This window comes from Robiginitalea marina (assembly GCF_024006985.1).
Taxonomy (GTDB): domain Bacteria; phylum Bacteroidota; class Bacteroidia; order Flavobacteriales; family Flavobacteriaceae; genus Robiginitalea; species Robiginitalea marina.
This window is the reverse complement of the sequence record NZ_JAMXIB010000005.1, coordinates 110,330-132,774: the sequence shown is the minus strand read 5'-3', so window position 1 is coordinate 132,774 and position 22,445 is coordinate 110,330. Positions and strand designations below refer to the sequence as shown.

Below are 22,445 nucleotides of genomic sequence, written 5' to 3'. Positions count from 1 at the left end.
GTGCCCCCCATCTGCAAGATACGGCCAAACCGTGCATAGCCCTTGCGGGCCGGGGTCCTATCACAAACAATTTCAGGCAGGTTTGGCCCCGTAGTACTTCTCCCGGAGCCAAAAAGAGACCCTGACCAACAGGATCAGGGCCGGCACTTCAACCAGGGGGCCGATTACCCCGGCAAAGGCCTGCCCGGAATTCAAACCGAATACGGCAATGGCTACTGCAATGGCCAGTTCAAAATTGTTGCCTGCAGCCGTAAAGGCAATGGAAGCATTTTTGTCGTATTCAGCCCCCATCGCCTTGCTCAGGAAGAAAGCGATCAAAAACATGGCCGTGAAATACAGTAAAAGCGGGATGGCAATCCGCAACACATCCATGGGGATCTGGACAATCAATTCGCCTTTCAGGGAAAACATGACCACGATGGTAAAGAGCAGGGCGATAAGGGTGATTGGCGATATTGCAGGGATAAATTTTGTCCGGTACCATTCTTCCCCCCTGATCCGGACCAAAATCAGGCGACTCAAGAGGCCCGCAATAAAGGGTATGCCCAGATATATGGCCACGCTTTCGGCGATTGTGGAAATGGAAATATCCACAATTGCGCCCTCAAATCCAAACAACGGGGGAAGCCTGGTGATAAACAACCAGGCGTAGAAGCTATAGGCGAACACCTGAAAAATGCTGTTGAGGGCGACCAGCCCCGCCCCGTACTCGCTGCTGCCTTCGGCCAGGTCATTCCACACCAGCACCATGGCAATACAACGCGCCAGGCCAATGAGGATTAGCCCTACCATGTATTCGGGATATTCCCGCAGGAAAACCAATGCCAATAGAAACATGAGCAGGGGGCCGATCACCCAGTTCAATACAAGGGACAGCGACAACACCCTGACGTTCCTGAAAACCGCAGGCAGCAATTTATAATCGACCTTGGCCAGGGGCGGATACATCATCAGGATCAGCCCTATGGCAATCGGGATATTGGTACTTCCCCGGCTAAAGGAATTGATAAAGGTTGATCCCGAGGGGAAAAAGTAACCAATCGCCACCCCCAGCGCCATGGCCAGGAAAATCCAGAGGGTGAGGTAGCGGTTGAGGAAACCTAGTTTTTTGGGTTGGGAGGCCATCAGGTCATTCTGATTTTGGAAAACACGTAAAACAGCTCAGAGGCAATCTGAAGGGAGCGCTCATCGTATTTGGCTGCTTCCTGCGGAAGGCCATCGAATTCCTTTGGGTCTTCGTACCGGACGGGGATCCGGATTTCGGCCCCTGGGATAAACGGGCAATTCTCATCGGCATGGGAACAGGTCATCACCGCGGCAAAGGGGCCTGACCCGTTTTCCGGGTCGTCAAAGAGCTTCGAGAAGGCCCGTACGGGTTGATGGCCTCCTTCCGAATGGAAAACCTCCACCATCGGATTGGTGCCAGCAGTTGGGACAACGCGGAACCCACCCCGCTGCAGGGCCGCTATGGCCCGCTCATTGAAGGCAGTTACTTCCACCCCCCCGGAATAACACAGTGCCGGGATCCCAAAATAGGCCGCGGCAGTCTGTGCCCAAACCTGGGATAGCTGGCTGCGGCGGGAATTATGGGTGCAGATGAAATTAAGGCGGGCTATTTCCGCCCGGTCCACTTTATCCTGGATGTAGGCGATAAGGGGGTCCAGGACCGATTTCCGCGCTTCGGGTACTACGAGTTGCCTGGCCCGGGCTACGGTCTTCTCAAGTCGCGGATACAGGCTGGTGTTGGGTTGCATAGGCTCCATGGCAAAGGCAGTTAACAACAACCGGTGCCCGGTTTGCAATCGCCTTCGGCTAAAGACGAGAGCCTGACCCTTGGCTTTGTGGGTTTACTGCCGGGCTTTTCCGCGTACACGGTGACGCTGAAAATCCCCGTCCCCCCAGAGTTAAAGTCTGCCGCCTCAACAGGGGGCAGGTATTTAGACAGGATATCCTCAGGGATATGGATTGGCTTTTCCTTTTGCAGGGTGATCTGGGTAAAACCCGCATGTTGAATAAAATCGAGGTAGGTCGCCTTCTGTATGGCCCCGGCCACACATCCGGCGTACATCTCGGCATCTTCCCGAAGGGCTTCTGGCAGGTCACCGACCAGCACGATATCGGAAATACTGAAATGGCCCCCTGGCTTGAGCACCCGGAAAATTTCCCGCAGAACCTTTTGCTTGTCAGGTACCAGGTTGAGCACGCAATTGCTCACCACCACATCGGCTACCCCGTCGCTGACCGGCATTTCGTCTATGTCCCCTTCCCGGAACTCCACATTGTTATAACCCAGGTTTTCGGCATTCAGGCGGGCCTTTCGGATCATGGCCGGGGTAAAGTCAATGCCGATCACCTTCCCTTCGGGCCCCGTTTCATGGCGGGCCACAAAGCAATCATTGCCGGCGCCGGACCCTAAATCAATCACCGTGTCCCCGGGTTGTATCCGGGCAAAATGGGTAGGCAACCCACAGCCCAGGCCCAGGTCAGCGTCTTCCACATAGCCCTGGGTTTCGGAGTAGTCATCCATCATGATGTTGTATACCTTGTTGGAAGGGTTGGTGGCCCCACAGCAGGATGCGGCATTTTCGGCCCGGCCCTGATCGGCGATCCGGGCATACCGGTCCCGGACGACATTTTTAAGTTCCTGTTCGTTTTTCATAAGGGGTTATGGTGTTCTGTTATGGTTAAGATTCCGGTTTTAGCAGCATCCTCCGGGCGACCCGGGCAGGTACTGGTCAAAAACCCCGAGGAACAGGGCCCTGACCTCCTCCCAACGGGCAGGGTTGATACAATAATTCATACGGGACCCCTCTATGGTGCCCTGGATGATCCCAATATCTTTGAGTTCCCGAAGGTGCTGGCTGATCGTCGCCTGGGCCAGCCCCAGTTCCTGTACCAGGTCGCTGTTGATGCATGCGTTGGTCTTCAGGATATAGTGCAGGATGGCCACCCGTGCCGGATGCGCAAAGGCCTTTGCGGCCAGGGCAATTTGGTTGTCGACCTCCGAAAAAAGTTCCGTCTTGGTAATTCCCATATAGTCAAATTACATTATTGCAATATTACGATGTATAATTATACAGTCCCATAACTTTATTGATTTTTTTCACCCCCGGTTATAAAAATAACCCGGCACCCTGAACAAACCTGGCAGGATTCCAAAACACCGACACCCTCCGCCGTAGCCAATGACCCTGTAACGGGCCGGGAGATTTACTGGCCCAGCTGGCTCCGAACCAGGGCGGCAATCAGCTTCCCATCGGCACGGCCGGCCAGGGTCCGGGTCACTTCCCCCATCACCCTGCCCATGTCCTTGAGGTCCTTTGCCCCGAGGGAGGCAATGGCGCGGGCGACTTCCTGCCCCACCTCGGCTTCAGAAAGCTGTTCCGGTAGGAAACGCTCCATAACAGCAATCTGCTGCAATTCAGCTTCTGCCAGGTCTGCCCTGCCCTGCTCCTGAAAAATAGAAGCACTTTCGCGTCGCTGTTTGACCAGTTTTTGTACCAAAGCAATCTCTTCGGCCTCCGACAGGGTTTTGACCCCCCCTTTATCGGTTTGCATTAACAGGAGTGCAGATTTAATCGCCCTCAGGGATTCCAGGGAAACAGTATCCCTGGCTTTCATGGCAGCCTTGATCTGTTCCATTACCTGTTCTTGTAAGCTCATGATACGCGCGGATTGATTCTGGTACAAAGATAAAAAATAAACCCGGCAGGCGCGTGGGCCTGCCGGGTTTCCCCTGGCTGCGGACCTGGTATTCCGCCCTTTAATCCACGTTGTCGTGGAGGAAGGAATTGTTCGAACGCAGGCGCAACTCTTCATTGCTGTCCTCGCTCAGCGTGGTACGGGATACCTTACCGCCTTTTGCGGAGGTGGGGTTCAGGTCGACCCCCTGCCGCCTGTAGGCCGGTTCCTTTTCAATTTCATCAATGCTGGAACGATTGTGCTGGAATTTGTAATTGAAGTCCTTCAGCTTGCGGCGGCGCTCATCGGCCCGCTCCCTCAGGATTTCCTCGATGGGACGGTCTGTTGGGTCCCCGGTTTCAGTAGTCGGGGCGGTAGCCGTGGCCGTTTCGGTTACCGGGACCACCCGCTTTTCAAATACCAGTTCATCGCCCGATAATTTCGGCTCGTAATGCTCTGCCCGGGAGGTAGCCCCAGTCAGTTTGCGCTCCAGTTCCATGTATTCATCCAGGCTGTAGCGGGTTTCGCCTTCTTTGCGGTATTCCAGGATAGGGGTAATCTCCACGTGCTCCTGTACTTCGATCTCCCGGATGTCCTCGTCCAGGTCGAAAGTGATCACATGTTGTTGTTCTTCTTCTTCGGGCACTTCCTCCCTGGAGGTCTCTTTAAGCGGCATGTCAAAGGCCAGGGAAAACTGGTCTTCCCGGGCTGTGGGCGACACCACCTGGGGATCAACCACCTCTATTTCATTGAGCAGTTGCCGGGAGTCCACAATAATGAATTCCTCTTCCAGGGGTTCGGCAACCACTTCCTCATAAAACACATTGAAGCTCCTGATATAATGGGTAGTGGGTACCAGGTCCATCTCCGGGCCGGGAGTCGATTCCGCTTCAGGCTCCCCCAGGTCGAGGGTGTGCACTACGGAAGGCTCGCCCAGATCGAGCGATTGCATCACCGAAGGCTCGCTCAAGTCTTGCTGTGCCTTTTGTTCGTCTTCCAGGGTGTGGATGATCTTTTTCGATTCGGTGTTCACGATTTCATCCTGCTGATCCACATTGAAGCCGGTGGCAATCACCGTAACGGCAATGGCCTCCCCAAGGCTTTCGTCTTCCCCTACCCCCATGATGATGTTCGCACTATGGCCGGCCTCGATTTGAATATGGTCGTTGATCTCCCCGATCTCATCAATGGTGATTTCCTGGGTACCGGAAACGATCAGCAGGAGTACGTTTTTGGCCCCTGTGATCTTGTTGTCGTTCAGCAGGGGGGAGTCCAGGGCCTTCATGATCGCCTCATGGGCACGGGCAGAGCCGGTGGACATGGCAGACCCCATGATGGCGGTCCCGCTGTTGGAAAGGACGGTTTTGGCGTCGCGAAGGTCGATGTTCTGGGTGTAGTGGTGGGTAATAACCTCTGCAATGCCCCGGGCTGCGGTGGCAAGGACTTCATCGGCTTTGGAGAAACCGGCCTTGAAACCCAGGTTCCCATATACTTCCCTCAGCTTGTTGTTGTTGATTACGATGAGGGAATCCACGTTGCCGCGCAATTTTTCTATCCCCCGTTGCGCCTGCTGGCATCGTGTTTTGCCCTCAAATTGAAAGGGGATGGTCACAATTCCCACCGTAAGGATATCGAGCTCCTTGGCCTGCCTGGCAATAATGGGCGCAGCACCTGTACCGGTGCCCCCACCCATTCCTGCAGTGATGAAAACCATCTTGGTATTGGTAGCGAGCATGCGCTTGATCTCCTCCATGCTCTCCAGGGCAGCCTGTTCCCCTACCTCGGGGTTTGCGCCGGCACCCAGCCCTTCCGTAAGGGAGACGCCCAACTGGATTTTATTGGGGACGGCGCTGTTCTGCAAGGCCTGGGCATCCGTGTTGCAGATTACAAAATCCACGCCGTTGATCCCGGCCTGGAACATGTAGTTGATGGCGTTGCTTCCCCCGCCCCCAACACCGATGACCTTGATCACGTTGCTCTGGTTTTTAGGTAGGTCGAAGGTGATATTATCCATTTCCATGTGTTCGCTCGTTTTTGTTCTTTTTTTGATTGATTATGGGTACCCTTATTCGGCGTTGTCTAAAAATTCCTTTAGTTTATCCGCCCAGCGATCAAAGACCGATTTGCGTTCCTTCTGGCGGGAGGTTTCCCCTTCCTGCCGCCCCACTTCCTCCAGCACCATCTCCCCGGCCGCTGCCGCCTGCTGTTGCGACTCCCGAACCCTGGGGAACCTGTGGCTGTTCTCCACCGCATTCATCAGCAACCCAACAGCCGTGGCATAGGTGGGGCTGGCGATCTCAGCGTCGGAATCCCCGGCCATGTGCTCATTGGGGTATCCGATACGGGTATCCATGCCCGTGATGTACTCTACCAGCTGTTTGAGGTGCTTCAGCTGGCTGCCGCCCCCTGTCAGGACAATGCCGCCGATCAATTTCTTTTTCTGTTCTTCATGCCCGTAATTCTTGATCTCCAGATAGACCTGTTCGATGATTTCCACCACCCGGGCATGGATAATCTTGGAGAGGTTCTTCAGGGTGATTTCCTTGGGTTCCCTTCCCCTGAGTCCCGGGATGGAGACGATCTCGTTGTCTTTGTTCTCGCCGGGCCAGGCAGAACCAAATTTGATCTTGAGCAGCTCGGCCTGCTTTTCGATTATGGAACACCCTTCCTTGATGTCCTCGGTAATCACGTTCCCCCCAAAGGGGATCACGGCCGTATGCCTGATAATGCCATCCTTGAAAATCGCCAGGTCAGTGGTCCCGCCCCCGATATCGATCAGGGCCACCCCCGCTTCCTTTTCCTCCTGGCTGAGGACGGCATTGGCCGAAGCCAATGGTTCCAAAGTAATGTTGTCGAGGTTCAGGCCAGCGCTTTTGATGCACCTGCCGATGTTCTTTATGGAGGATACCTGCCCGACCACTACATGGAAATTGGCCTCCAGACGGCCCCCGTACATGCCGATGGGCTGTTTTACCTCCGCCTGTCCATCCACCCTGTACTCCTGGGGCAGCACATGGATGATTTCCTCCCCCGGCAGCATGACCAGCTTATAGACCTGGTTGCAAAGGGTTTCAAGGTCTTCTTCCCCGATCACCTCCTCGGAATTCGGCCGGGTGATATAGTCGCTATGCTGCAGGGAGCGGATATGCTGCCCGGCAATCCCCACCGTCACAGAACCGATTTTCAGGCCGGAATTGGCCTCGGCCTGTTCCACCGCCTGCTGGATGGACTGTATGGTCTGGGTAATATTGTTCACCACCCCGCGATGCACCCCCAGGCTCCTGGACCTTCCGATCCCGAGCACCTCGATTTTGCCATACTCGTTCTCCTTCCCGATAATGGCGACGATCTTCGTGGTACCGATGTCTAGACCTACTGAGTATTTCGTTTGTTCCATGCTGGATTAAATTTTAGTACACACTACCTGGTTCTTGAATTCCAGGCTTACCACCTGGTATGACAAAAGGGTCTTATCCTGTAACGCCTTAGCGTAAAACGCTTTAAAATTCCTGAATTTTGATTCCAGGTCCTCCACATCCCCCAGGCGGACCACAAAGTGTTCCAACCGGAATTTCAGGTGGTAATCGGAGGGACCTTCGATGTGGATCCCAATCACATTCTTGCTCAGGAACGGATCCTGGTTGATGTATTTCAGGATCGCATAGGTATCCTCCAGGGTTTCCCCTGTAATCTTGCCCGTAATGATAGGGACCCGTGCAGAATGGATGGGGGAAAGGGGCATCTCAAGGCCCTGGTCGTCCAGATAAAACGACCGTTCGCCCCCTACACGTCCAATGGGTTGCCGTTGCGCGATATTTGTATTGAGCTTACCATCAATAGTGAGGTATACCTGCGCATCTTTCACCATTTCATGGGCCTGCAGGACCGATTCCATTGCATTCAAAACTACCTTTTCCCTGGGCATATTCGGGAGGGGGCCATAATTTTGTATTAACAATTTATTAACCATCGCCTCCGTCAGAAAGAGGTTATCCCCTTCCTGAAAATGGATCTGCACCTCCCTGATCCGGCGCAGGGAACTTCGGGCATCTGCAAAGGCATAAAGCCCTGCAATGCAGCACCCCAACACAACCAACTTTATCGTATCTCTATTCAATTTCATGGCATAACGCGTTTTTGATGGGCCCGGCCTGCAAACCGATATCCCCGGCCCCCAGGGTAAGCAACACCTGGGGCCTGGCCCCTTTGATTTCTTCCAGCAGCCGCTCCCCGGAAACCCATTTTTTACGGGGGTTTTCAATCTGTTCCAACAACCAGTGGGAATCGATCCCTTCCAGTGGCAGTTCCCGGGCCGGATAAATGTCCAGCAGCCATACCTGGTCGAACCTCGAGAGGCTTTGTGCAAACTCCCTCCCGAAATCGCGGGTCCTTGAGAACAGGTGGGGCTGGAACACGGCAAGGATTTCCTTTCCGGGATGCATCTCCCGCACGGCCTGGTGGACCGCATCGATCTCCGCAGGGTGGTGGGCATAATCATCGATATAGACCAGGTCTTCGGTATTTACCCGGTAGGTAAACCGCCGCTGTACCCCCTTGAACGTCGCAAGGGCGTCGGCCAGGCGCTGTGATGCGGGCACCACCTGTAAGGCCATGGCAAAGGCGGCCAGCCCGTTAAGCAGGTTGTGGCGCCCTGGCTTGCAGAACCGGAGCCCCTTGAATTCCTGCCCCGGGGCAACAAGGTCGAAATGGTAACACCCTGCCTCCACCTTAAGGTTTTTGATGCAATAGGTTGCCCCCCCTTCCGTACCGTAGGTAAGGCCGACAACCGGGAGTCCGTGGCGCACCAGCAGGGTGCCTTCCGGCCGAAGCCTTGAGGCGAATTCCTGAAAGGATTCCACCAGCGCTTCAGCTGTCCCGTAGATGTCGAGGTGGTCTGCATCCATGGAGGTGATGCAGGCTACCTCAGGGCGCAGCCACAAAAAGGAGCGGTCATATTCATCGGCTTCTACCACCGTAAATTCATCGCCCTCCATAAGGAAGTTGCTCTGGAAATCCTCGGACACCCCACCCAGGAAAGCGGTTATCTTATGGCCCGCCTCCCGCAGCAAATGGGCAAGGATACAGGAGGTGGTGGTCTTCCCGTGGGTTCCCGCCACGGCCAGGCACCGACCTGAATTGCTGATGATACCGAGTACCTCAGCCCGTTTTTTTATCGTAAAGCCCTGCTGGCGGAAGTAGGCCAGTTCCTTATGGCCCGCTGCCACCGCCGGGGTATAGACCACCAGGGTGTGTGCAGGGTTCAGGAAATCCATGGGGATTTCTTCAATCGCCTCGCGAAAATGCAGGGCGGCCCCTTCCTGCTCCAGGGCCAGGGTAAGTGGGCTGGGCGTGCGGTCGTAGCCGGCAACCGGTTTCCCCAGGCGCAGGAAATAGCGCGCCAGGGCAGCCATGCCTATGCCGCCGGCACCGATAAAGTATACCCGGTGTATCTGCTCAGCTTCCATACGTTTCCTTCAGCACCTGTTCAAGTTCATCGACGATCTGCCGGGTGGCATCAGGCCGGGCAAGGGCCTTCATGTTCGTCCCTAGCCGCTGCATGCGCCCGGGATCGCAGACCAGTTCGGAGAAAGTGGCTTCAAAGGCCCCCTCCAGTTCATCTTCTGTAAGCATTACGGCTGCTCCCTGCCGGGCAATGGCTTCCGCATTCTTCCGTTGGTGGTCCTCCGCCACATTCGGGGATGGGATGAAAAGCACCGGCTTTCCCACCAGGCAAAGCTCTGATACGGAACCGGCACCCGCCCGGGAGAGGATCAGGTCAGCGGCACAATAGGCCGCCCCCATATCGCTTATAAATGGTCGTATCTCCACCCCATCGGAGGCCTGTCCCCGATACTGCTCGAAATACCCCCGGCCACATTGCCACAGCACCTGGAAGCCCATCTCCCTGAAAAAATCCAGTTCTTTAGCCACCAGTTGGTTGATCCGCCGGGCACCCTGGCTCCCTCCCAGCACCAGCAGGGTCTGGCGTCCGGGCTCCAACCCAAAGGCTTCCCGCGCCCTGCCAGGTTCCGCAGTCCCTTCCATTAAGGTGCTTCGCACGGGATTCCCGGTAAGGCGCAGCGACTTCTCAGGGAAAAACTGTTCCATCCCGTCATAGGCGACAAAGATGCGCCTGGCGTAGCGGGCCAGCCATTTGTTGGTCTTCCCGGCAAAGGAATTCTGTTCCTGGAGCACGCAGGGAATGCCCCGGGCGGCGGCGGCCCGCAACGTAGGGCCACTGGCAAACCCCCCGGTACCGATGACCAGGTGCGGCCTGAATTTCCCTATTATGGTATTGGCCTTTAACAAACTGGAAAGCAGCTTTATGGGAAAAAGCAGGTTTTTAAAACTGAGTTTCCGCTCCAGGCCACTGATCCACAACCCTTTGATGGGATACCCTGCCTGCGGCACTTTTTCCATTTCCATCCGGTCGCGAGCCCCAACGAACAGAAAGGCGGCCTCCGGAAACCTGCGTTTCAGTTCATCCGCAATCGCCACCGCCGGGTAGATATGCCCCCCGGTTCCGCCTCCCGATAGTAAAAACCTATAGTTGCCCACTTAATATCTCCAGAGGGTGTTCCTCCTTGTTTTTATCCGTTTGTACTTCTTCTTTAGCCGGCTTGCGGCTGGCGCTGAGCACCACCCCTATAGCCAGGCAGGTCATCCAGATGGAGGTGCCCCCGCTGCTGATCAACGGCAGGGTCTGCCCTGTTACCGGGAACAATTCCACTGCCACCCCCATATTGATCAGGGCCTGAAAGACAATGGGCAGGCCCACCCCCATTACCACAAGCTTGCCAAAAACCGATTCGTTGGCGTTGGCCACCACCACAATTCGGAACAGCAACAGCAAATAGAAAAACATCAGCAAAAAGCCGCCTACCAGGCCGTATTCCTCTATGATGATCGCATAAATGAAATCCGAGGAGCTTTGGGGGAGGAAATGCTTCATCACGCTTTTCCCGGCCCCGTTGCCCACCAGCCCGCCGCTGGCAATGGCGATTTTGGCCTTCTCGATCTGGTAATCCCCCTCGCTGTCGGTCCGGTCCCAGAAATTTTCCACCCGGCTGATCCAGGTATCCACACGGTTGGGGAACACCCCGGGCATGGCTTTGGCCAACAGGACAAAAAGCGCAAGGCCTGCCACTCCTGCCGCGACCATGCCCAGCAGGTATCTCAGGGGGAAGCCCCCCAGGAAACACAGGATCAGCACCATGGCGAACAAAATGGCCGCCGTGGAGAAGTTGGCGGGAAGGATCAGGACCACCACCAAAAAAACAGGGGCCCACAGGGGAATGATACTCTCAGAGAACCGGATTTGGCGGTCTTTGATTTTAGAGAGGTAGCGGGCTGTATAGATCATCAGCACCACGGCTGCCAGGTTGGAAGTCTGGAAGGTGATGCCCACAAGAGGCAGGCGGATCCACCGACTTGCATTGGCCCCATCGATGGTGGTGCCCTGGGCCAGGGTATAGACTAAAAGGACGATGACCCCGGGGAGGGCGATAATGGAAAGGCCCTTGAAATAATGGGCCGGAATCCGGTGGACCCCGTAGATGATGCCAAACCCAAGCAGCAGTAACAGGCCATGCTTAAGCAAATGGCCCATAGTGGTCCCGTTGCCCACCACATAGACCAGATTGCTGCTGGCGCTGTAAACCGGCAGGAAGGAAAACAGGCCCAGGAGGGCCACTACGGCCCAAATGGTTTTGTCGCCTTCCAGGTTTTGCAAAATCTCCCTGATCTTCATAATGTCTTTACCGCTTCTTTAAACTGGTCGCCCCTGTCCTCGTAATTCCTGAAGAGGTCAAAACTCGCGCAGGCCGGGGACAACAGCACGGTATCTCCGCGCTCCGCAATTTTATAGGCCACCTTTACGGCCTCCGACATGGCGTAGGTCTCCACGATCAGGTCCACCACATTGCCAAAGGCCTGCACAATCGGGGCATTGTCGACCCCGAGGCAGATGATGGCCTTTACCTTTTCGCGTACCAGGGGCAAAAGGGTCCTGTAATCGTTCCCTTTGTCGACCCCGCCCACAATCCAGACCGTCGGGGTTTTCATGCTCTCCAGGGCATAATAAGTGGCATTGACATTAGTGGCCTTGGAGTCGTTGATATACTGCACATGGTGGATCTTCAGGACTTTTTCCAGCCGGTGGGGCGCCCCCTGGAAATTGGCCACGCTTTCGCGTATGCTCTCCTTGCGGATACCCAGGAGCCGGGCCACGGTAGCCGCCGCCATGGTGTTTTTTAAATTGTGACGCCCTTCCAGGGCCAGGGAATCCGTATTCATCTTTAGTTCGGTATTATCTGTTTTAATACATAGTTCATTGCCATCCATAAATGCCCCCGTTTCCAGGGGTCTTTCCAGGGAGTAGGGCCAAACCCTCGGCCGGAGTTCCCCGGGCCTGATCCATTCCGACAGCACCGGGTCGTCGAGGTCATAGAGGAAGTGGTCTTCTTCCCCCTGGTTCTCGAAGATCCGCAGCTTGGATCGGATATACCGCTCCATCTGGTAGCCATAGCGGTCGAGGTGGTCGGGGGTAATATTGGTGATCACCCCGATATGGGGCCTGAACGCCAGGATCCCGTCCAACTGGAAGCTGCTCACTTCCAGTACATATACCGCCCTTTTTTCCCTGGCCACCGCAAGGGCAAAACTGTCGCCGATATTGCCGGCCAGGCCTGCGTCGAGCCCCCCTTCCTTCAGGATATGGTGGGTCAGCAGGGCCGTGGTGGTTTTGCCGTTGCTCCCCGTAATGGCCACCAGGGTGGCATCGGTAAACCAGCTCGCGAACTCGATCTCCGAGATCACCGGCACCCCTGCTTCCCTGAGCCGGACCACCAGGGGTGCCGAATCCGGGATGCCCGGGCTTTTCACACAGAGGTCTGCCCGCAGGATCCGCGAGGCGGTGTGCCCGCCTTCCTCCCATTCTATTTCAGTCTCTTTAAGAACGTCCCTGTAGGTTTGCTTTATCTGGCCCTGGTCCGACAGGAAGACCCCGTAGCCCTGTTTTTTTCCAAGCACGGCTGCCCCGACCCCGCTTTCGCCTCCGCCGAGGACCACCAGGAGCCCCCCGCGCTTCAATTCCGCAACCATCTCAGCCGCACCCCTCCCAACTCCCATAATCATCGGATTTTCAGGGTAACGATGCTGACCACAGCCAACAGGATGCCCACGATCCAGAAACGGGTTACAATCTTGCTTTCATGGTAGCCCTTCTTCTGGTAGTGGTGGTGCAGGGGGGCCATCAGGAAAATACGCTTCCCCTCCCCCAGCCGGCGGCGGGTATATTTGAAATATCCTACCTGCAACATCACCGATAGTGATTCGGCAAAAAAGACCCCGCACAGCAGGGGGATCAGCAATTCTTTCCTGACGATCAGGGCAATTACCGCAATGACCCCGCCTATAGTGAGGCTGCCGGTATCGCCCATAAATACCTGGGCCGGATAGGCGTTGTACCAGAGGAATCCCACCAGGGCCCCGACAAAGGCGGCGATAAATACCACCAGTTCCCCGGCCCGGGGGATAAAGAAAATATCCAGGTAATCGGAAAAAATAACATTCCCCGAAACCCAGGCGAATATGCCCAGGGTGAGCACGATGATGGCTGAGCTCCCGGCTGCCAGCCCGTCAATCCCGTCCGTGAGGTTCGCCCCGTTGGAAACGGCGGTTACTATAAAGATGACGATCGGGATAAAAAGCACCCAGGCGAACTTCTCGGCCCCTTCGCCCAGCCAGCTGATCCATTGGGCATAATCTAGCTGGTTGTTCTTGAAGAAAGGAACATTGGTCATCAGCGATTTCATTTCCCTGCCTTCTTCCCGGGGTTCTTCAACAGTCTCGACGGCTATCCGCGTACCGGGTTCCTTGATGGTCACCTCGGGGTGGAAGTACAGGGTGGCCCCGACGATCAGGCCCAGGACCACCTGTCCGAGGACTTTAAAACGCCCTTTCAGCCCCTGCTTGTTCTTTTTGAATATCTTGATGTAGTCGTCGATAAAGCCAATAGCCCCCATCCACAGGGTGGTGGTGATCAGCAGGACGACATAGATATTGTCCAGACGGGCGAATAGCAGGGTGGGGATCAGGGTGGAAAGGATAATGATCAACCCGCCCATTGTAGGGGTCCCCGCCTTTTGGTTTTGTCCCTCCAATCCGAGGTCGCGAATGGTTTCCCCTACCTGCCGGCGCTGCAACAACAGGATAATGCGTTTGCCGAAAACCGTGGCGATAAAAAGGGAAAGCAGTACCGCAACGGCCGCGCGGAAGGTCAGGAACTGGAACAGGGTCGCCCCCGGGAATTGAAATTCCTTTTCCAGATACTCAAACAGGTAATATAACATGCCGTGTCCGTGTTTGTCCCTTTCAGGGGTTTGCTTCCTGTTTTTCCAGTTCTTCCCGCACCCTTTCGAAATCGTCAAAATGCTTCCGCACCCCCTTGATTTCCTGATAGGTTTCGTGCCCCTTTCCGGCCACCAGGATGATGTCGCCCGGGGCGGCAAGCCTGCAGGCCGTGCGGATGGCTTGGGCCCTGTCTTCATTGGTGAGCACTTTGCGCCGGTTCTGGGGTTCCACCCCGGCTTCCATTTCCCGGATGATCTGCTCAGGCTCCTCCGATCGTGGGTTATCGGAGGTGAAAATCACCGTGGTGCTCAATTCGCTTGCGATATGCCCCATGACCGGACGCTTGGACTTGTCGCGATCACCACCACACCCCACTACGGTGATGACGCTTTCATTTCCAGTCCTCAATGCATTGATGGTTGTCAATACATTTTTCAGAGCGTCCGGCGTATGGGCATAATCAACTATTGCTGTAACTTTTTGCCCGGATATAAAATACTGGAACCTGCCGTCCACGGTGGTAAGGCCGCTGATCCCCCTGAGGATTTCAAGGGTTTCCAGGCCCAGCAACTCCGCCACGGCATAGACCGCCAGGATATTATAGGCGTTGAATTCCCCGATCAGCGTGGTCCACACCTGTTGCTCGCCGATTTTGAGCAATTGCCCGTCGAGTTGTTGCTCCAGTACCTGGGCGCGGAAATCGGCGTATGACTTCAGGGCATAGGTGTATTTGCGGCCCGGGGTGTTCTGTATCATGACCAGCCCGTTTTTGTCGTCGATATTGGTCAGGGCAAAGGCCGACTTCGGAAGGCCGTCAAAAAGTTTTTTCTTGGTGTCGCGGTACTCGGCAAAGGTCTTGTGATAATCCAGGTGGTCGTGGGAAAGGTTGGTGAACACGGCCCCGGCGAAATGCAACCCCTCGGCCCGCCGCTGTGCAATCCCGTGGGAACTGACCTCCATAAAACAAAACTCCACCCCGGCTTCGCTCATCAACGCCAGATACTTGTTGATGGTAAGGGCATCGGGGGTGGTCAGGCGGGTTTCATATTCGACTTCATCGACCAAAATCCGTATGGTCGACAGCAACCCCACCTTATACCCGGCCTGGCGGAAGAGTTGGTACAGCAGCGTAGTCACCGTCGTTTTCCCGTTGGTACCCGTAACTCCCACCAACCTGAGGTTATGCGAGGGGTTGCTGTAATAGTTGGCCGCCATTACTGCAAGGGCCTTCTGGCTATCTGCCACTTCGATATAGGTGGCCCCGTCGCGAAGGGACTCCGGAAGGACCTCACAGATAACCGCTGCAGCCCCCTGATCCAGGGCGCCTTCAATAAAGCGATGCCCGTCTGCCTGCACCCCGTGGATTGCGATAAACACATCGCCGGGTCCGACTTTTCGGGAGTCGAAGCACAGCTCCTTTACCTGAAGGGAAGTGGTGCCACTTACCGCTTTCAAGGAAACCCCGTACAACAAATCCTTTAGCAGCTTCATGAAAGTTCCAGGATGATTTTTTTGACGTCCTTCAGGTCTGTTCCGCGGGAGACGGATTGCCTGCGCACTTTTCCATTGCCCCGTACTTCTACCTGTACCCCGAGGTTTTCCAGCAGGGCAACGGCATCCATGCCGCTCATCCCTTCCAGGTCGGGCACCTGCCTAATGGTCTCGCGTACCATCCTGAAGTAGGCCTCATAATCCTCCTCGAAGTGGGCGGGATCCACCTCCAGGCTTGCAAGGCGCTCCAAAACCGGCTTGTTGGAAATAATTTTCTGGGCTACCGAGCGGAAGACAGGCCCTGCCACGTCGGCCCCGTAGTACCCCACGCTTTTATCGGGCTCGTGGATGACCACGATGCAGGAATACTGGGGGTCCTCGGCAGGGAAGTACCCGGCGAAAGTAGAGATGTACCCCAACTTGTCGGGGTCGCGTGATGCATAGTTCTTTTGGGCAGTTCCGGTCTTCCCGGCCAGGGAGAGGTGGGGGGTCTCCAGGCGGTGCCCGGTACCGTGTTTTTTGGCCACCACATTGCGCAGGAGTTGCCGGACCTTGGCCGCGGTTTGAGGGGAACAAATGGAAGGGTTCAGCACTTCCTTGTCAAAGCGTTCCACGGTGCGGTCCCATTCGCGGACTTCCTTGATAAGCCTTGGGCGCAGCAATTCCCCGTTATTGGCAATTGCGTTATAAAAAGCGAGGGTTTGCAGGGGTGTCAGGGATACTTCGTACCCATGGGACATCCAGGCGAGGGAAATCCCCGACCAGCCCTTTTCACCCGGGCTCCTCAACACCGGCGTGCCCTCTCCCTTGATCGGCATCCCGAGTTCCCGATGCAACCCCATTTTTTTAAGGCGGTCCACAAATTGTGCGGGCCGGTCCTTGTACTGCTCATGGATGGTCCGGGCAAAAGCCGTATTGGAGGATACCTCAAAGGCCTCGCCCATGCTGATCTCGCCGTACCCCCCATGGCGCGAATCCCGTACCACCCGGTCATAGACCCTCCAGATTCCCTTTCCGGTATCGACCACCGTACTGGTATCGACCACCCCGTCTTCCAGGGCAGCCACCAGCGACATTAGCTTAAAGGTGGAACCGGGCTCATGGGATTCCCCTATGGCGTAATTCAGGCGCTCGTAATAAGCCCCCTCCTCGGTGCGGCCCAGGTTGCTGATGGCTTTGATTTCCCCCGTGCGGGTCTCCATCACAATCACGCAACCGTGCTCGGCTTTATAATGTTCCAGCTGCTTCAGCAGGGCGTGGTGTGCGATATCCTGGATATTGATATCGATGGTGGAAACCACATCATAGCCATCACGGGGCTCGATGATATTATCCAGGCCAATGGGCTTCCATTGCCCCTTTGCGATCTTTTGCTTCAGGCGCTTCCCCTCAAGGCCCCTCAGGTACCGGCTAAAGGCGCCTTCCAGGCCAACCCGGGTGGCATAGCCATTTTCGTCGAACCGTTCATAGCCAACACTCCGTTCTGCGATCTTTCCCAGGGGGTGTTCCCTCACGGTCTGTTGTTCCACGATGAGGCCCCCTTTATAGGGGCCCTTTTTAAATAAGGGGAACCCTTTTATGGCCATGTATTCGGAATACTCCAGGTTTCGGGCGACAAGGGCATACCGGTTCCTGCTGGCGCGGGCCTTTCGCAGGAGGGTTTCATAATGGTCGGGGGTACGGCCGAGCAATCCGGAGAGGGCGCGGGAGAGGGCGCCCACTTCGGCCTCGAAATCCCCGGTGGAGACGGTTTCCGCATCAAAACGGATGGTGTATTTGGAAACAGAGGTGGCCAGCAGGCTGCCGTCGTCGGAATACAGGTTGCCCCTGTTGGGGGCAATGGTGAACAATTTTTCGGTGCGCTGCAGGGCGAGCTGGCGGTATTTGTCACCATCCGTGGTCTGGATGTCGACCAGCTTGACCATTACCCCCAGGGCAAAAAGGAACATCCCCCCTGCGACGAGGTACAACCTAATCAATATGTTCCTTTGGGTAATAGCCACGGTTAGTCCGAATTTTTTTCCACAATGATTTTACGGGGCGGGGTTTCCGCGGGAAGCAACCCGGCCTCTGCCACCGCCTCCCTTATGGTCGATTCCAGTTTCAGCCGTTGCGCTTTTGATCGCATTTCGACAAATTCACTCCTCAACTCCTTCACCTGCTCATTGAGGGCGGCAATTTCGTGGACCTTCCGGTCTGCAGAATGCGAACTGGCGATCATGATGGTTGCCAGGACCGAGGCAAATACAATAAACAACCAGTTTCTGGGGGCATCCCCGCTAACCAGAAACTTTCCTTTCAACAAGGCTACCAAACCTTTCCTCATACCTTATAGTATATCATCCCTTATTGGGTTCCACCCGCCGGGCCACCCGCAACCGGGCACTCCTGGCCCTTGGGTTCCCAGAAATTTCCTCTGCTGACGGAACCATCAACTTACCCACAGGCCTGAACGGCGCCTGGGGGTTCCCGAAAAAATCGGTTTCCACTTCGCCCTCAAACTTGCCTATGCGCATGAACCGCTTCACCAGCCGGTCTTCCAGCGAATGATAGCTGATCAGGCTCAGTCGCCCACCTGGCCGGACCAGGTCAACGGACTGGTGCAGGAACTCCCGAAGGGCTTCCAGTTCCTGGTTGACCTCCATACGGAGGGCCTGGTACACCTGTGCCAGCCCCTTATTTTCCTTCCCCCGTTGCAAGAACGGCCTGAGCACTTCGTTAAACTGCCCGGTGGTTTCTATGGGAGCCCTGTCCCGGGCCTTAACAATGGCCCCTGCAATAGCCCCTGCCCTGCGGAGCTCCCCGTACTGGTGGAGGAGGAGCCTGAGTTGTTCCAGCGGATAGGTGTTGACCACCTCACGGGCCGTCAGGGCCTCCTTTCGGCTCATCCGCATGTCGAGCACGGCATCGAGCCGGGTTGAAAACCCCCGTTCTGCCTGGTCGAACTGATGGGAGGACACCCCGAAATCCCCAAGGATTCCATCAACTTTCAGAATGCCATAGAACTTCAAGTACTGCTTTATGAACCTGAAGTTGGCGTTGACTATTTGTATCCGCGCATCCTCAGGCCGGTTTTTAAGGGCTTCTTCATCCTGGTCAAAGGCGATCAACCTTCCGCCAGGGCCCAATCGTTCCAAAATTTCGCGGCTGTGTCCGCCGCCGCCAAAAGTAATGTCCACATAAACCCCGTCCTCGCGGACAGCCAGCCCGTCTACGGACTCCTTCAGCAAAACAGGCCTATGGTAACTCATCCCCATCTTCCCCCATCACCTCTTCGGCCAGGTCGGCAAAATCTGCCGCGGTTTCTTCCAGCACCCCTTCATAGGCCTCCTTGTCCCAGATCTCGATGATGTTGATCCCGGAACTGAGCACCACCTCCCGGTTTATGCCAGCCACATCCATCAGGTTCCTGGGGATCAGCAACCTTCCGGTGGCATCGATTTCAACCAGCTTTACCCCCGCAGTGAAGCGGCGGATAAAATCGTTGTTCTTTTTCTTGAAGCGGTTTTTGCGGTTCATCTTTTCCATCAGCTGGTTCCATTCGGCCATGGGGTAGAGTTCCAGGCAGGAATGGAAGACGGACCGCTTGATGACAAACCCCTGGCTCAGGATGGGGGCCATCTGGTTCTTCAGCGCCACAGGGAGCATGACACGACCCTTGGTATCGGCTTTACAGTCATATGTCCCAATGAAGGAAATCACAGAAAAGGCTGGTTGATTTAATTTATGAACTCAAATATATAGAAATTATTACCACATTTTACCACAAATTACCACATTGTTGATAATTTGCGGGGAATTTAGGACCTTCCATAGCCTTAAGGCGGCATCGCGCGAGGAAGATCCGGCGATATGGCATTCCGGCCCGGCGCGGAAATCAAGGGAAAAAACCCCTTGCCACGGTATATTTCAGGGCCCTTGGTATTGGGGGGAAATACCTATATTTGCGAACTGTAAAGCAGCGACAGGCAGAATGGAAAACCAGATCATTGCGGACGGCGACTACCGTTATATCGAAAAGGGGGAAGGCACCCCAATGATCATTCTGCACGGGTTGATGGGCGGGCTCAGCAACTTCCAGGGAGTCACCGATTATTTCCCCCAAAAGGGCTACAAGGTACTGGTCCCGGAACTTCCCATCTACGACATGCCCCTGCTGAAAACCAACGTGAAGAATTTCGCGAAATACCTCGAACGGTTTATCGAGTACAAGGGCCTGAAGGATGTTATCCTGCTGGGGAATTCTTTGGGGGGCCATATCGGGCTGCTGCACACCAAGCTTTATCCAGAAATGGTCAGGGCCCTGGTCATTACGGGAAGTTCAGGCCTTTATGAAAGTGCCATGGGCGACGGGTACCCCAAAAGGGGCGATTACGAGTTCATCAAGAAAAAGGCCGAAGACGTCTTCTACGACCCCAAAGTGGCCACCAAGGAAATCGTCGATGAAGTATATGCCACGGTGAACGACCGGATGAAACTGGTTAAAACCCTTTCCATTGCCAAAAGCGCCATCCGGCACAACATGTCGAAAGACCTGCCCAAGATGACTACCCCTACCTGCATTATCTGGGGCGAAAACGATACGGTTACCCCGCCGAGGGTAGCCGAGGAATTCCATGAGCTGCTCCCGGATTCGGAGTTATTCTGGATCCCGAAATGTGGCCATGCCCCCATGATGGAGCATCCCCATGATTTTAACACCATCCTGGAATCCTGGTTGATTAAAAGGGGGTTTTAAGCCCCGCATGGAAAGCCCCCGGGCGGGATCCCGGGCAAAACACCTGACATGAAGATCATTTCAGCGGAATTCGTATGCAGTAACACCGAGGTGGGCCGTTGCCCGCAGGAACCCCTTCCGGAATACGCCTTTATCGGCCGTTCCAACGTGGGCAAGTCTTCCCTTATCAACATGCTCACCCAACGAAAAAGCCTGGCCAAGACCTCGGGCCGCCCGGGGAAGACCCAGCTGATCAACCATTTCAGGATCAACGGCGAGTGGTTCCTGGTAGACCTTCCCGGCTATGGGTACGCCCGGACCTCCAAAAAGGACAAGGCCCGCTTTCAAAAGCTCATCGAACACTATTTCACCCAGCGTCAGCATTTGCTCAGCGCCTTTGTGCTCATCGATATCCGCCATGAGCCCCAGCCTATTGACCTGCATTTTATGGAATGGCTGACGGAGCATCAAATCCCGTTTTCCATCGTTTTTACAAAGGCCGATAAATTAAAGCCCGGGGCCCGCCAGCCTGCAGTGGATGCTTACCTGGCGAAAATGGAGGAAGCAGGATGGGTGGCCCATCCCCCCTGCTTTGTTACCTCCGCTTCCAAAGACCTGGGGAAAGAAGAGCTGTTGGGCTACATCCGGCAGGTCAACGAAGCCTACCGGGAATCCCTGAAGTAAGCCAGGGGACCCGGAAGGGAACCTGCGCCCCGACCGGGGTTGGGTTAACATCACCCTGGGGCGAATCAGTTTCCTAGAGCACTTGCTCGAGCCGGGCCAGCAGCGCCTCAAGGGACCCCATCTGGTTGATTTCACGGGGCCCCATAAGGATCGCCCATCGCCCCTGCCGGAATTCCAGCACGGCCGGGAGGGCCATCCCGGGGAACTGCCGGGAAGCCGGCGAAGCTTTAAAGGTTTCCCGGTGGAAAAAATGCAGCGGGCGGTCGCACCTTTCCACAAACCGACTCCACTGCTCCCGGGGCCCGAAGGGGCCATAGGTCAGTTGGCATAGCCTGCACGGATACGTCTTCGGGTCAAGCCATTTATGCAGGGTGTCCCGCACGGCCTGATGCCATCCTTCCCCGGCATTCCAGACAAAAAGGATGGAACCCTCCTGAAACGTGTCTTTGTGATGCATACTCCCGGTTAGTTGCAGCCCAGCGGCGAACCTTACATTCCCCCGGCGGAAACCCCTGAACCCAATTTACATAACCTGTAAGGATTTCGGGGCATATTTTATGTCCTGCCAGGGTATTGCAGCCCTTTGGGATATCTTGTCTTTGGGGAGGGGGGGCGGGACCCCCGCAAAACCCAAACCAGCCTGCCCTCAAGGCCCCCTCCCATCACCCCCCGGCTACCTCAGCCCCGGCCATCCGAAAAAGCACAAGGCTTTAACCTTTCTTTAAAACCCCTGTGTTGGCTGGGTCCGTAAATTGATCCCACAATAAAACAATCTACGCGATGAAAAAAGTAGTCCACAAAGCAGAGAGCCGGGGTTATGCAAACCACGGGTGGCTGGAAAGCCACCACAGTTTCAGTTTCGCCGGCTACTACAACCCGGAGCGGATGCAATTCGGCACCCTGCGTGTGCTGAACGATGACCGCGTGGCCCCTGCAGGCGGCTTTGGAACCCATCCGCACCACGATATGGAGATCATATCCATTCCCCTGAAAGGGGCGCTCGAACACCGCGACAGCCTGGGAAATACAGCAGTCATCAGGGAAGGGGATGTGCAGGTCATGAGTGCGGGCACCGGAGTCCGCCACAGTGAATACAACCATTATCAGGACAGGGAAGTCGCCTTCCTCCAAATCTGGATCATGCCTGATGAAGCGGGGGTGGCCCCCCGGTACGGCCAGGTAAGCATCGACCCGAAAAACATGGAAAACCAATGGCTTGCCGCAATTGGCCCCAGGGGAAAACACGATGGGCTTTGGATCCACCAGAAGGCCTGGCTTCACCTGGGAAGGTTTGAAAAAGGTGAAAAGACCTCCTATTCCCTTAAGGAGCCCGGCAACGGCCTCTACATTTTCGTCCTGGAGGGATCCCTGCGGGCTGCAGGGGAATTGCTGGATCGCAGGGATGCCCTGGGGGTTTGGGAAACCGATGCCGTGGATTTTGAAATGTCGGAGGCCAGTGAGGTCCTCTTGCTGGAAATTCCGATGGAACGGTGATCCTTGCGCCCCCCGGGAACAAAAT

22 protein-coding genes are annotated in these 22,445 nt (G+C 55.6%); 3 read left to right on the top strand and 19 right to left on the bottom strand.

The genetic code is table 11. The annotated features are described in order from the left end of the window. Positions 1-72: 72 nt before the first annotated feature. From arsB to mraZ, 18 genes are all read right to left on the bottom strand, one after another. The gene (gene arsB, locus NG653_RS07910; protein WP_252741154.1) at positions 73-1,125 is read right to left on the bottom strand and encodes an ACR3 family arsenite efflux transporter; all 1,053 of its coding nucleotides are present in this window, start codon (positions 1,123-1,125) and stop codon (positions 73-75) included. Beyond that, complete coding sequence (locus NG653_RS07905) at positions 1,125-1,763, bottom strand: low molecular weight phosphatase family protein (protein ID WP_370281099.1); 639 nt, start codon at positions 1,761-1,763, stop codon at positions 1,125-1,127. Before NG653_RS07905 ends, arsB begins: the two co-directional genes overlap by 1 nt. An 11-nt stretch (positions 1,764-1,774) precedes the next feature. Then, positions 1,775-2,659, bottom strand: coding sequence for an arsenite methyltransferase (locus NG653_RS07900; protein ID WP_252741153.1), 885 nt, complete (start codon positions 2,657-2,659; stop codon positions 1,775-1,777). Between the two features lie 39 nt (positions 2,660-2,698). Beyond that, on the bottom strand, positions 2,699-3,034 hold the full coding sequence (locus tag NG653_RS07895; protein ID WP_252741152.1) for an ArsR/SmtB family transcription factor: 336 nt from the start codon (positions 3,032-3,034) through the stop codon (positions 2,699-2,701). 176 nt (positions 3,035-3,210) lie between these two features. Continuing rightward, positions 3,211-3,663 (bottom strand): GatB/YqeY domain-containing protein, encoded by a 453-nt coding sequence (locus tag NG653_RS07890; protein WP_252741151.1) that lies wholly within the window; start codon positions 3,661-3,663, stop codon positions 3,211-3,213. 100 nt (positions 3,664-3,763) lie between these two features. Beyond that, positions 3,764-5,701, bottom strand: a complete 1,938-nt coding sequence (gene ftsZ, locus NG653_RS07885; protein ID WP_252741150.1) for a cell division protein FtsZ — start codon at positions 5,699-5,701, stop codon at positions 3,764-3,766. 45 nt (positions 5,702-5,746) lie between these two features. After that, on the bottom strand, positions 5,747-7,078 hold the full coding sequence (gene ftsA / locus NG653_RS07880; protein ID WP_252741149.1) for a cell division protein FtsA: 1,332 nt from the start codon (positions 7,076-7,078) through the stop codon (positions 5,747-5,749). Between the two features lie 6 nt (positions 7,079-7,084). Continuing rightward, the gene (locus NG653_RS07875; RefSeq protein ID WP_252741148.1) at positions 7,085-7,804 is read right to left on the bottom strand and encodes a cell division protein FtsQ/DivIB; all 720 of its coding nucleotides are present in this window, start codon (positions 7,802-7,804) and stop codon (positions 7,085-7,087) included. Beyond that, a complete protein-coding gene (locus NG653_RS07870) occupies positions 7,791-9,146 on the bottom strand; it encodes a UDP-N-acetylmuramate--L-alanine ligase (RefSeq protein WP_252741147.1) in 1,356 nt (451 codons plus the stop codon). Before NG653_RS07870 ends, NG653_RS07875 begins: the two co-directional genes overlap by 14 nt. Beyond that, positions 9,136-10,239, bottom strand: a complete 1,104-nt coding sequence (gene murG / locus NG653_RS07865) for an undecaprenyldiphospho-muramoylpentapeptide beta-N-acetylglucosaminyltransferase (RefSeq protein ID WP_252741146.1) — start codon at positions 10,237-10,239, stop codon at positions 9,136-9,138. The genes NG653_RS07870 and murG overlap by 11 nt, the downstream gene beginning before the upstream one ends. Further along, a complete protein-coding gene (locus NG653_RS07860) occupies positions 10,226-11,431 on the bottom strand; it encodes an FtsW/RodA/SpoVE family cell cycle protein (protein ID WP_252741145.1) in 1,206 nt (401 codons plus the stop codon). Before NG653_RS07860 ends, murG begins: the two co-directional genes overlap by 14 nt. After that, positions 11,428-12,810: a UDP-N-acetylmuramoyl-L-alanine--D-glutamate ligase gene (murD, locus tag NG653_RS07855; RefSeq protein WP_252741144.1), complete on the bottom strand. Its 1,383-nt coding sequence runs from the start codon at positions 12,808-12,810 to the stop codon at positions 11,428-11,430. Before murD ends, NG653_RS07860 begins: the two co-directional genes overlap by 4 nt. A gap of 2 nt (positions 12,811-12,812) precedes the next feature. Then, positions 12,813-14,033 (bottom strand): phospho-N-acetylmuramoyl-pentapeptide-transferase, encoded by a 1,221-nt coding sequence (mraY, locus tag NG653_RS07850; protein ID WP_252741143.1) that lies wholly within the window; start codon positions 14,031-14,033, stop codon positions 12,813-12,815. Positions 14,034-14,055: 22 nt separating this feature from the next. After that, on the bottom strand, positions 14,056-15,525 hold the full coding sequence (locus tag NG653_RS07845; protein ID WP_252741142.1) for a UDP-N-acetylmuramoyl-L-alanyl-D-glutamate--2,6-diaminopimelate ligase: 1,470 nt from the start codon (positions 15,523-15,525) through the stop codon (positions 14,056-14,058). Then, on the bottom strand, positions 15,522-17,528 hold the full coding sequence (locus tag NG653_RS07840) for a PASTA domain-containing penicillin-binding protein (RefSeq protein WP_252741141.1): 2,007 nt from the start codon (positions 17,526-17,528) through the stop codon (positions 15,522-15,524). Before NG653_RS07840 ends, NG653_RS07845 begins: the two co-directional genes overlap by 4 nt. Positions 17,529-17,530: 2 nt before the next feature. After that, positions 17,531-17,851 (bottom strand): FtsL-like putative cell division protein, encoded by a 321-nt coding sequence (locus NG653_RS07835; RefSeq protein ID WP_252741140.1) that lies wholly within the window; start codon positions 17,849-17,851, stop codon positions 17,531-17,533. A gap of 13 nt (positions 17,852-17,864) precedes the next feature. Next, positions 17,865-18,776: a 16S rRNA (cytosine(1402)-N(4))-methyltransferase RsmH gene (gene rsmH, locus NG653_RS07830; protein WP_252741139.1), complete on the bottom strand. Its 912-nt coding sequence runs from the start codon at positions 18,774-18,776 to the stop codon at positions 17,865-17,867. Continuing rightward, positions 18,763-19,227 (bottom strand): division/cell wall cluster transcriptional repressor MraZ, encoded by a 465-nt coding sequence (gene mraZ, locus NG653_RS07825; RefSeq protein WP_252741138.1) that lies wholly within the window; start codon positions 19,225-19,227, stop codon positions 18,763-18,765. Before mraZ ends, rsmH begins: the two co-directional genes overlap by 14 nt. Before the next feature lie 271 nt (positions 19,228-19,498). On the opposite strand from mraZ, the gene NG653_RS07820 reads away from it, so the two are divergent. Both NG653_RS07820 and yihA read left to right on the top strand, forming a co-directional pair. Next, the gene (locus tag NG653_RS07820; protein ID WP_252741137.1) at positions 19,499-20,263 is read left to right on the top strand and encodes an alpha/beta fold hydrolase; all 765 of its coding nucleotides are present in this window, start codon (positions 19,499-19,501) and stop codon (positions 20,261-20,263) included. 48 nt (positions 20,264-20,311) lie between these two features. Then, entirely contained in the window at positions 20,312-20,926 is a 615-nt protein-coding gene (yihA, locus tag NG653_RS07815; protein WP_252741136.1) for a ribosome biogenesis GTP-binding protein YihA/YsxC, read from the top strand. 73 nt (positions 20,927-20,999) lie between these two features. Here the strand turns inward: yihA and NG653_RS07810 are convergent, their stop codons facing one another. Next, complete coding sequence (locus NG653_RS07810; RefSeq protein WP_252741135.1) at positions 21,000-21,383, bottom strand: hypothetical protein; 384 nt, start codon at positions 21,381-21,383, stop codon at positions 21,000-21,002. 323 nt (positions 21,384-21,706) lie between these two features. On the opposite strand from NG653_RS07810, the gene NG653_RS07805 reads away from it, so the two are divergent. Then, on the top strand, positions 21,707-22,420 hold the full coding sequence (locus tag NG653_RS07805; RefSeq protein WP_252741134.1) for a pirin family protein: 714 nt from the start codon (positions 21,707-21,709) through the stop codon (positions 22,418-22,420). Positions 22,421-22,445 lie beyond the last annotated feature (25 nt).

Excerpts from the sequence above, each read along its gene's own strand:
- arsB (WP_252741154.1), bottom strand. The coding sequence starts at position 1,125 with ATGGCCTCCCAACCCAAAAAACTAGGTTTCCTCAACCGCTACCTCACC.
- NG653_RS07905 (WP_370281099.1), bottom strand. The coding sequence starts at position 1,763 with ATGGAGCCTATGCAACCCAACACCAGCCTGTATCCGCGACTTGAGAAG.
- NG653_RS07900 (WP_252741153.1), bottom strand. The coding sequence starts at position 2,659 with ATGAAAAACGAACAGGAACTTAAAAATGTCGTCCGGGACCGGTATGCC.
- NG653_RS07895 (WP_252741152.1), bottom strand. The coding sequence starts at position 3,034 with ATGGGAATTACCAAGACGGAACTTTTTTCGGAGGTCGACAACCAAATT.
- NG653_RS07890 (WP_252741151.1), bottom strand. The coding sequence starts at position 3,663 with ATGAGCTTACAAGAACAGGTAATGGAACAGATCAAGGCTGCCATGAAA.
- ftsZ (WP_252741150.1), bottom strand. The coding sequence starts at position 5,701 with ATGGAAATGGATAATATCACCTTCGACCTACCTAAAAACCAGAGCAAC.
- ftsA (WP_252741149.1), bottom strand. The coding sequence starts at position 7,078 with ATGGAACAAACGAAATACTCAGTAGGTCTAGACATCGGTACCACGAAG.
- NG653_RS07875 (WP_252741148.1), bottom strand. The coding sequence starts at position 7,804 with ATGAAATTGAATAGAGATACGATAAAGTTGGTTGTGTTGGGGTGCTGC.
- NG653_RS07870 (WP_252741147.1), bottom strand. The coding sequence starts at position 9,146 with ATGGAAGCTGAGCAGATACACCGGGTATACTTTATCGGTGCCGGCGGC.
- NG653_RS07860 (WP_252741145.1), bottom strand. The coding sequence starts at position 11,431 with ATGAAGATCAGGGAGATTTTGCAAAACCTGGAAGGCGACAAAACCATT.
- murD (WP_252741144.1), bottom strand. The coding sequence starts at position 12,810 with ATGGGAGTTGGGAGGGGTGCGGCTGAGATGGTTGCGGAATTGAAGCGC.
- mraY (WP_252741143.1), bottom strand. The coding sequence starts at position 14,033 with ATGTTATATTACCTGTTTGAGTATCTGGAAAAGGAATTTCAATTCCCG.
- NG653_RS07845 (WP_252741142.1), bottom strand. The coding sequence starts at position 15,525 with ATGAAGCTGCTAAAGGATTTGTTGTACGGGGTTTCCTTGAAAGCGGTA.
- NG653_RS07835 (WP_252741140.1), bottom strand. The coding sequence starts at position 17,851 with ATGAGGAAAGGTTTGGTAGCCTTGTTGAAAGGAAAGTTTCTGGTTAGC.
- rsmH (WP_252741139.1), bottom strand. The coding sequence starts at position 18,776 with ATGAGTTACCATAGGCCTGTTTTGCTGAAGGAGTCCGTAGACGGGCTG.
- NG653_RS07820 (WP_252741137.1), top strand. The coding sequence starts at position 19,499 with ATGGAAAACCAGATCATTGCGGACGGCGACTACCGTTATATCGAAAAG.
- yihA (WP_252741136.1), top strand. The coding sequence starts at position 20,312 with ATGAAGATCATTTCAGCGGAATTCGTATGCAGTAACACCGAGGTGGGC.
- NG653_RS07810 (WP_252741135.1), bottom strand. The coding sequence starts at position 21,383 with ATGCATCACAAAGACACGTTTCAGGAGGGTTCCATCCTTTTTGTCTGG.
- NG653_RS07805 (WP_252741134.1), top strand. The coding sequence starts at position 21,707 with ATGAAAAAAGTAGTCCACAAAGCAGAGAGCCGGGGTTATGCAAACCAC.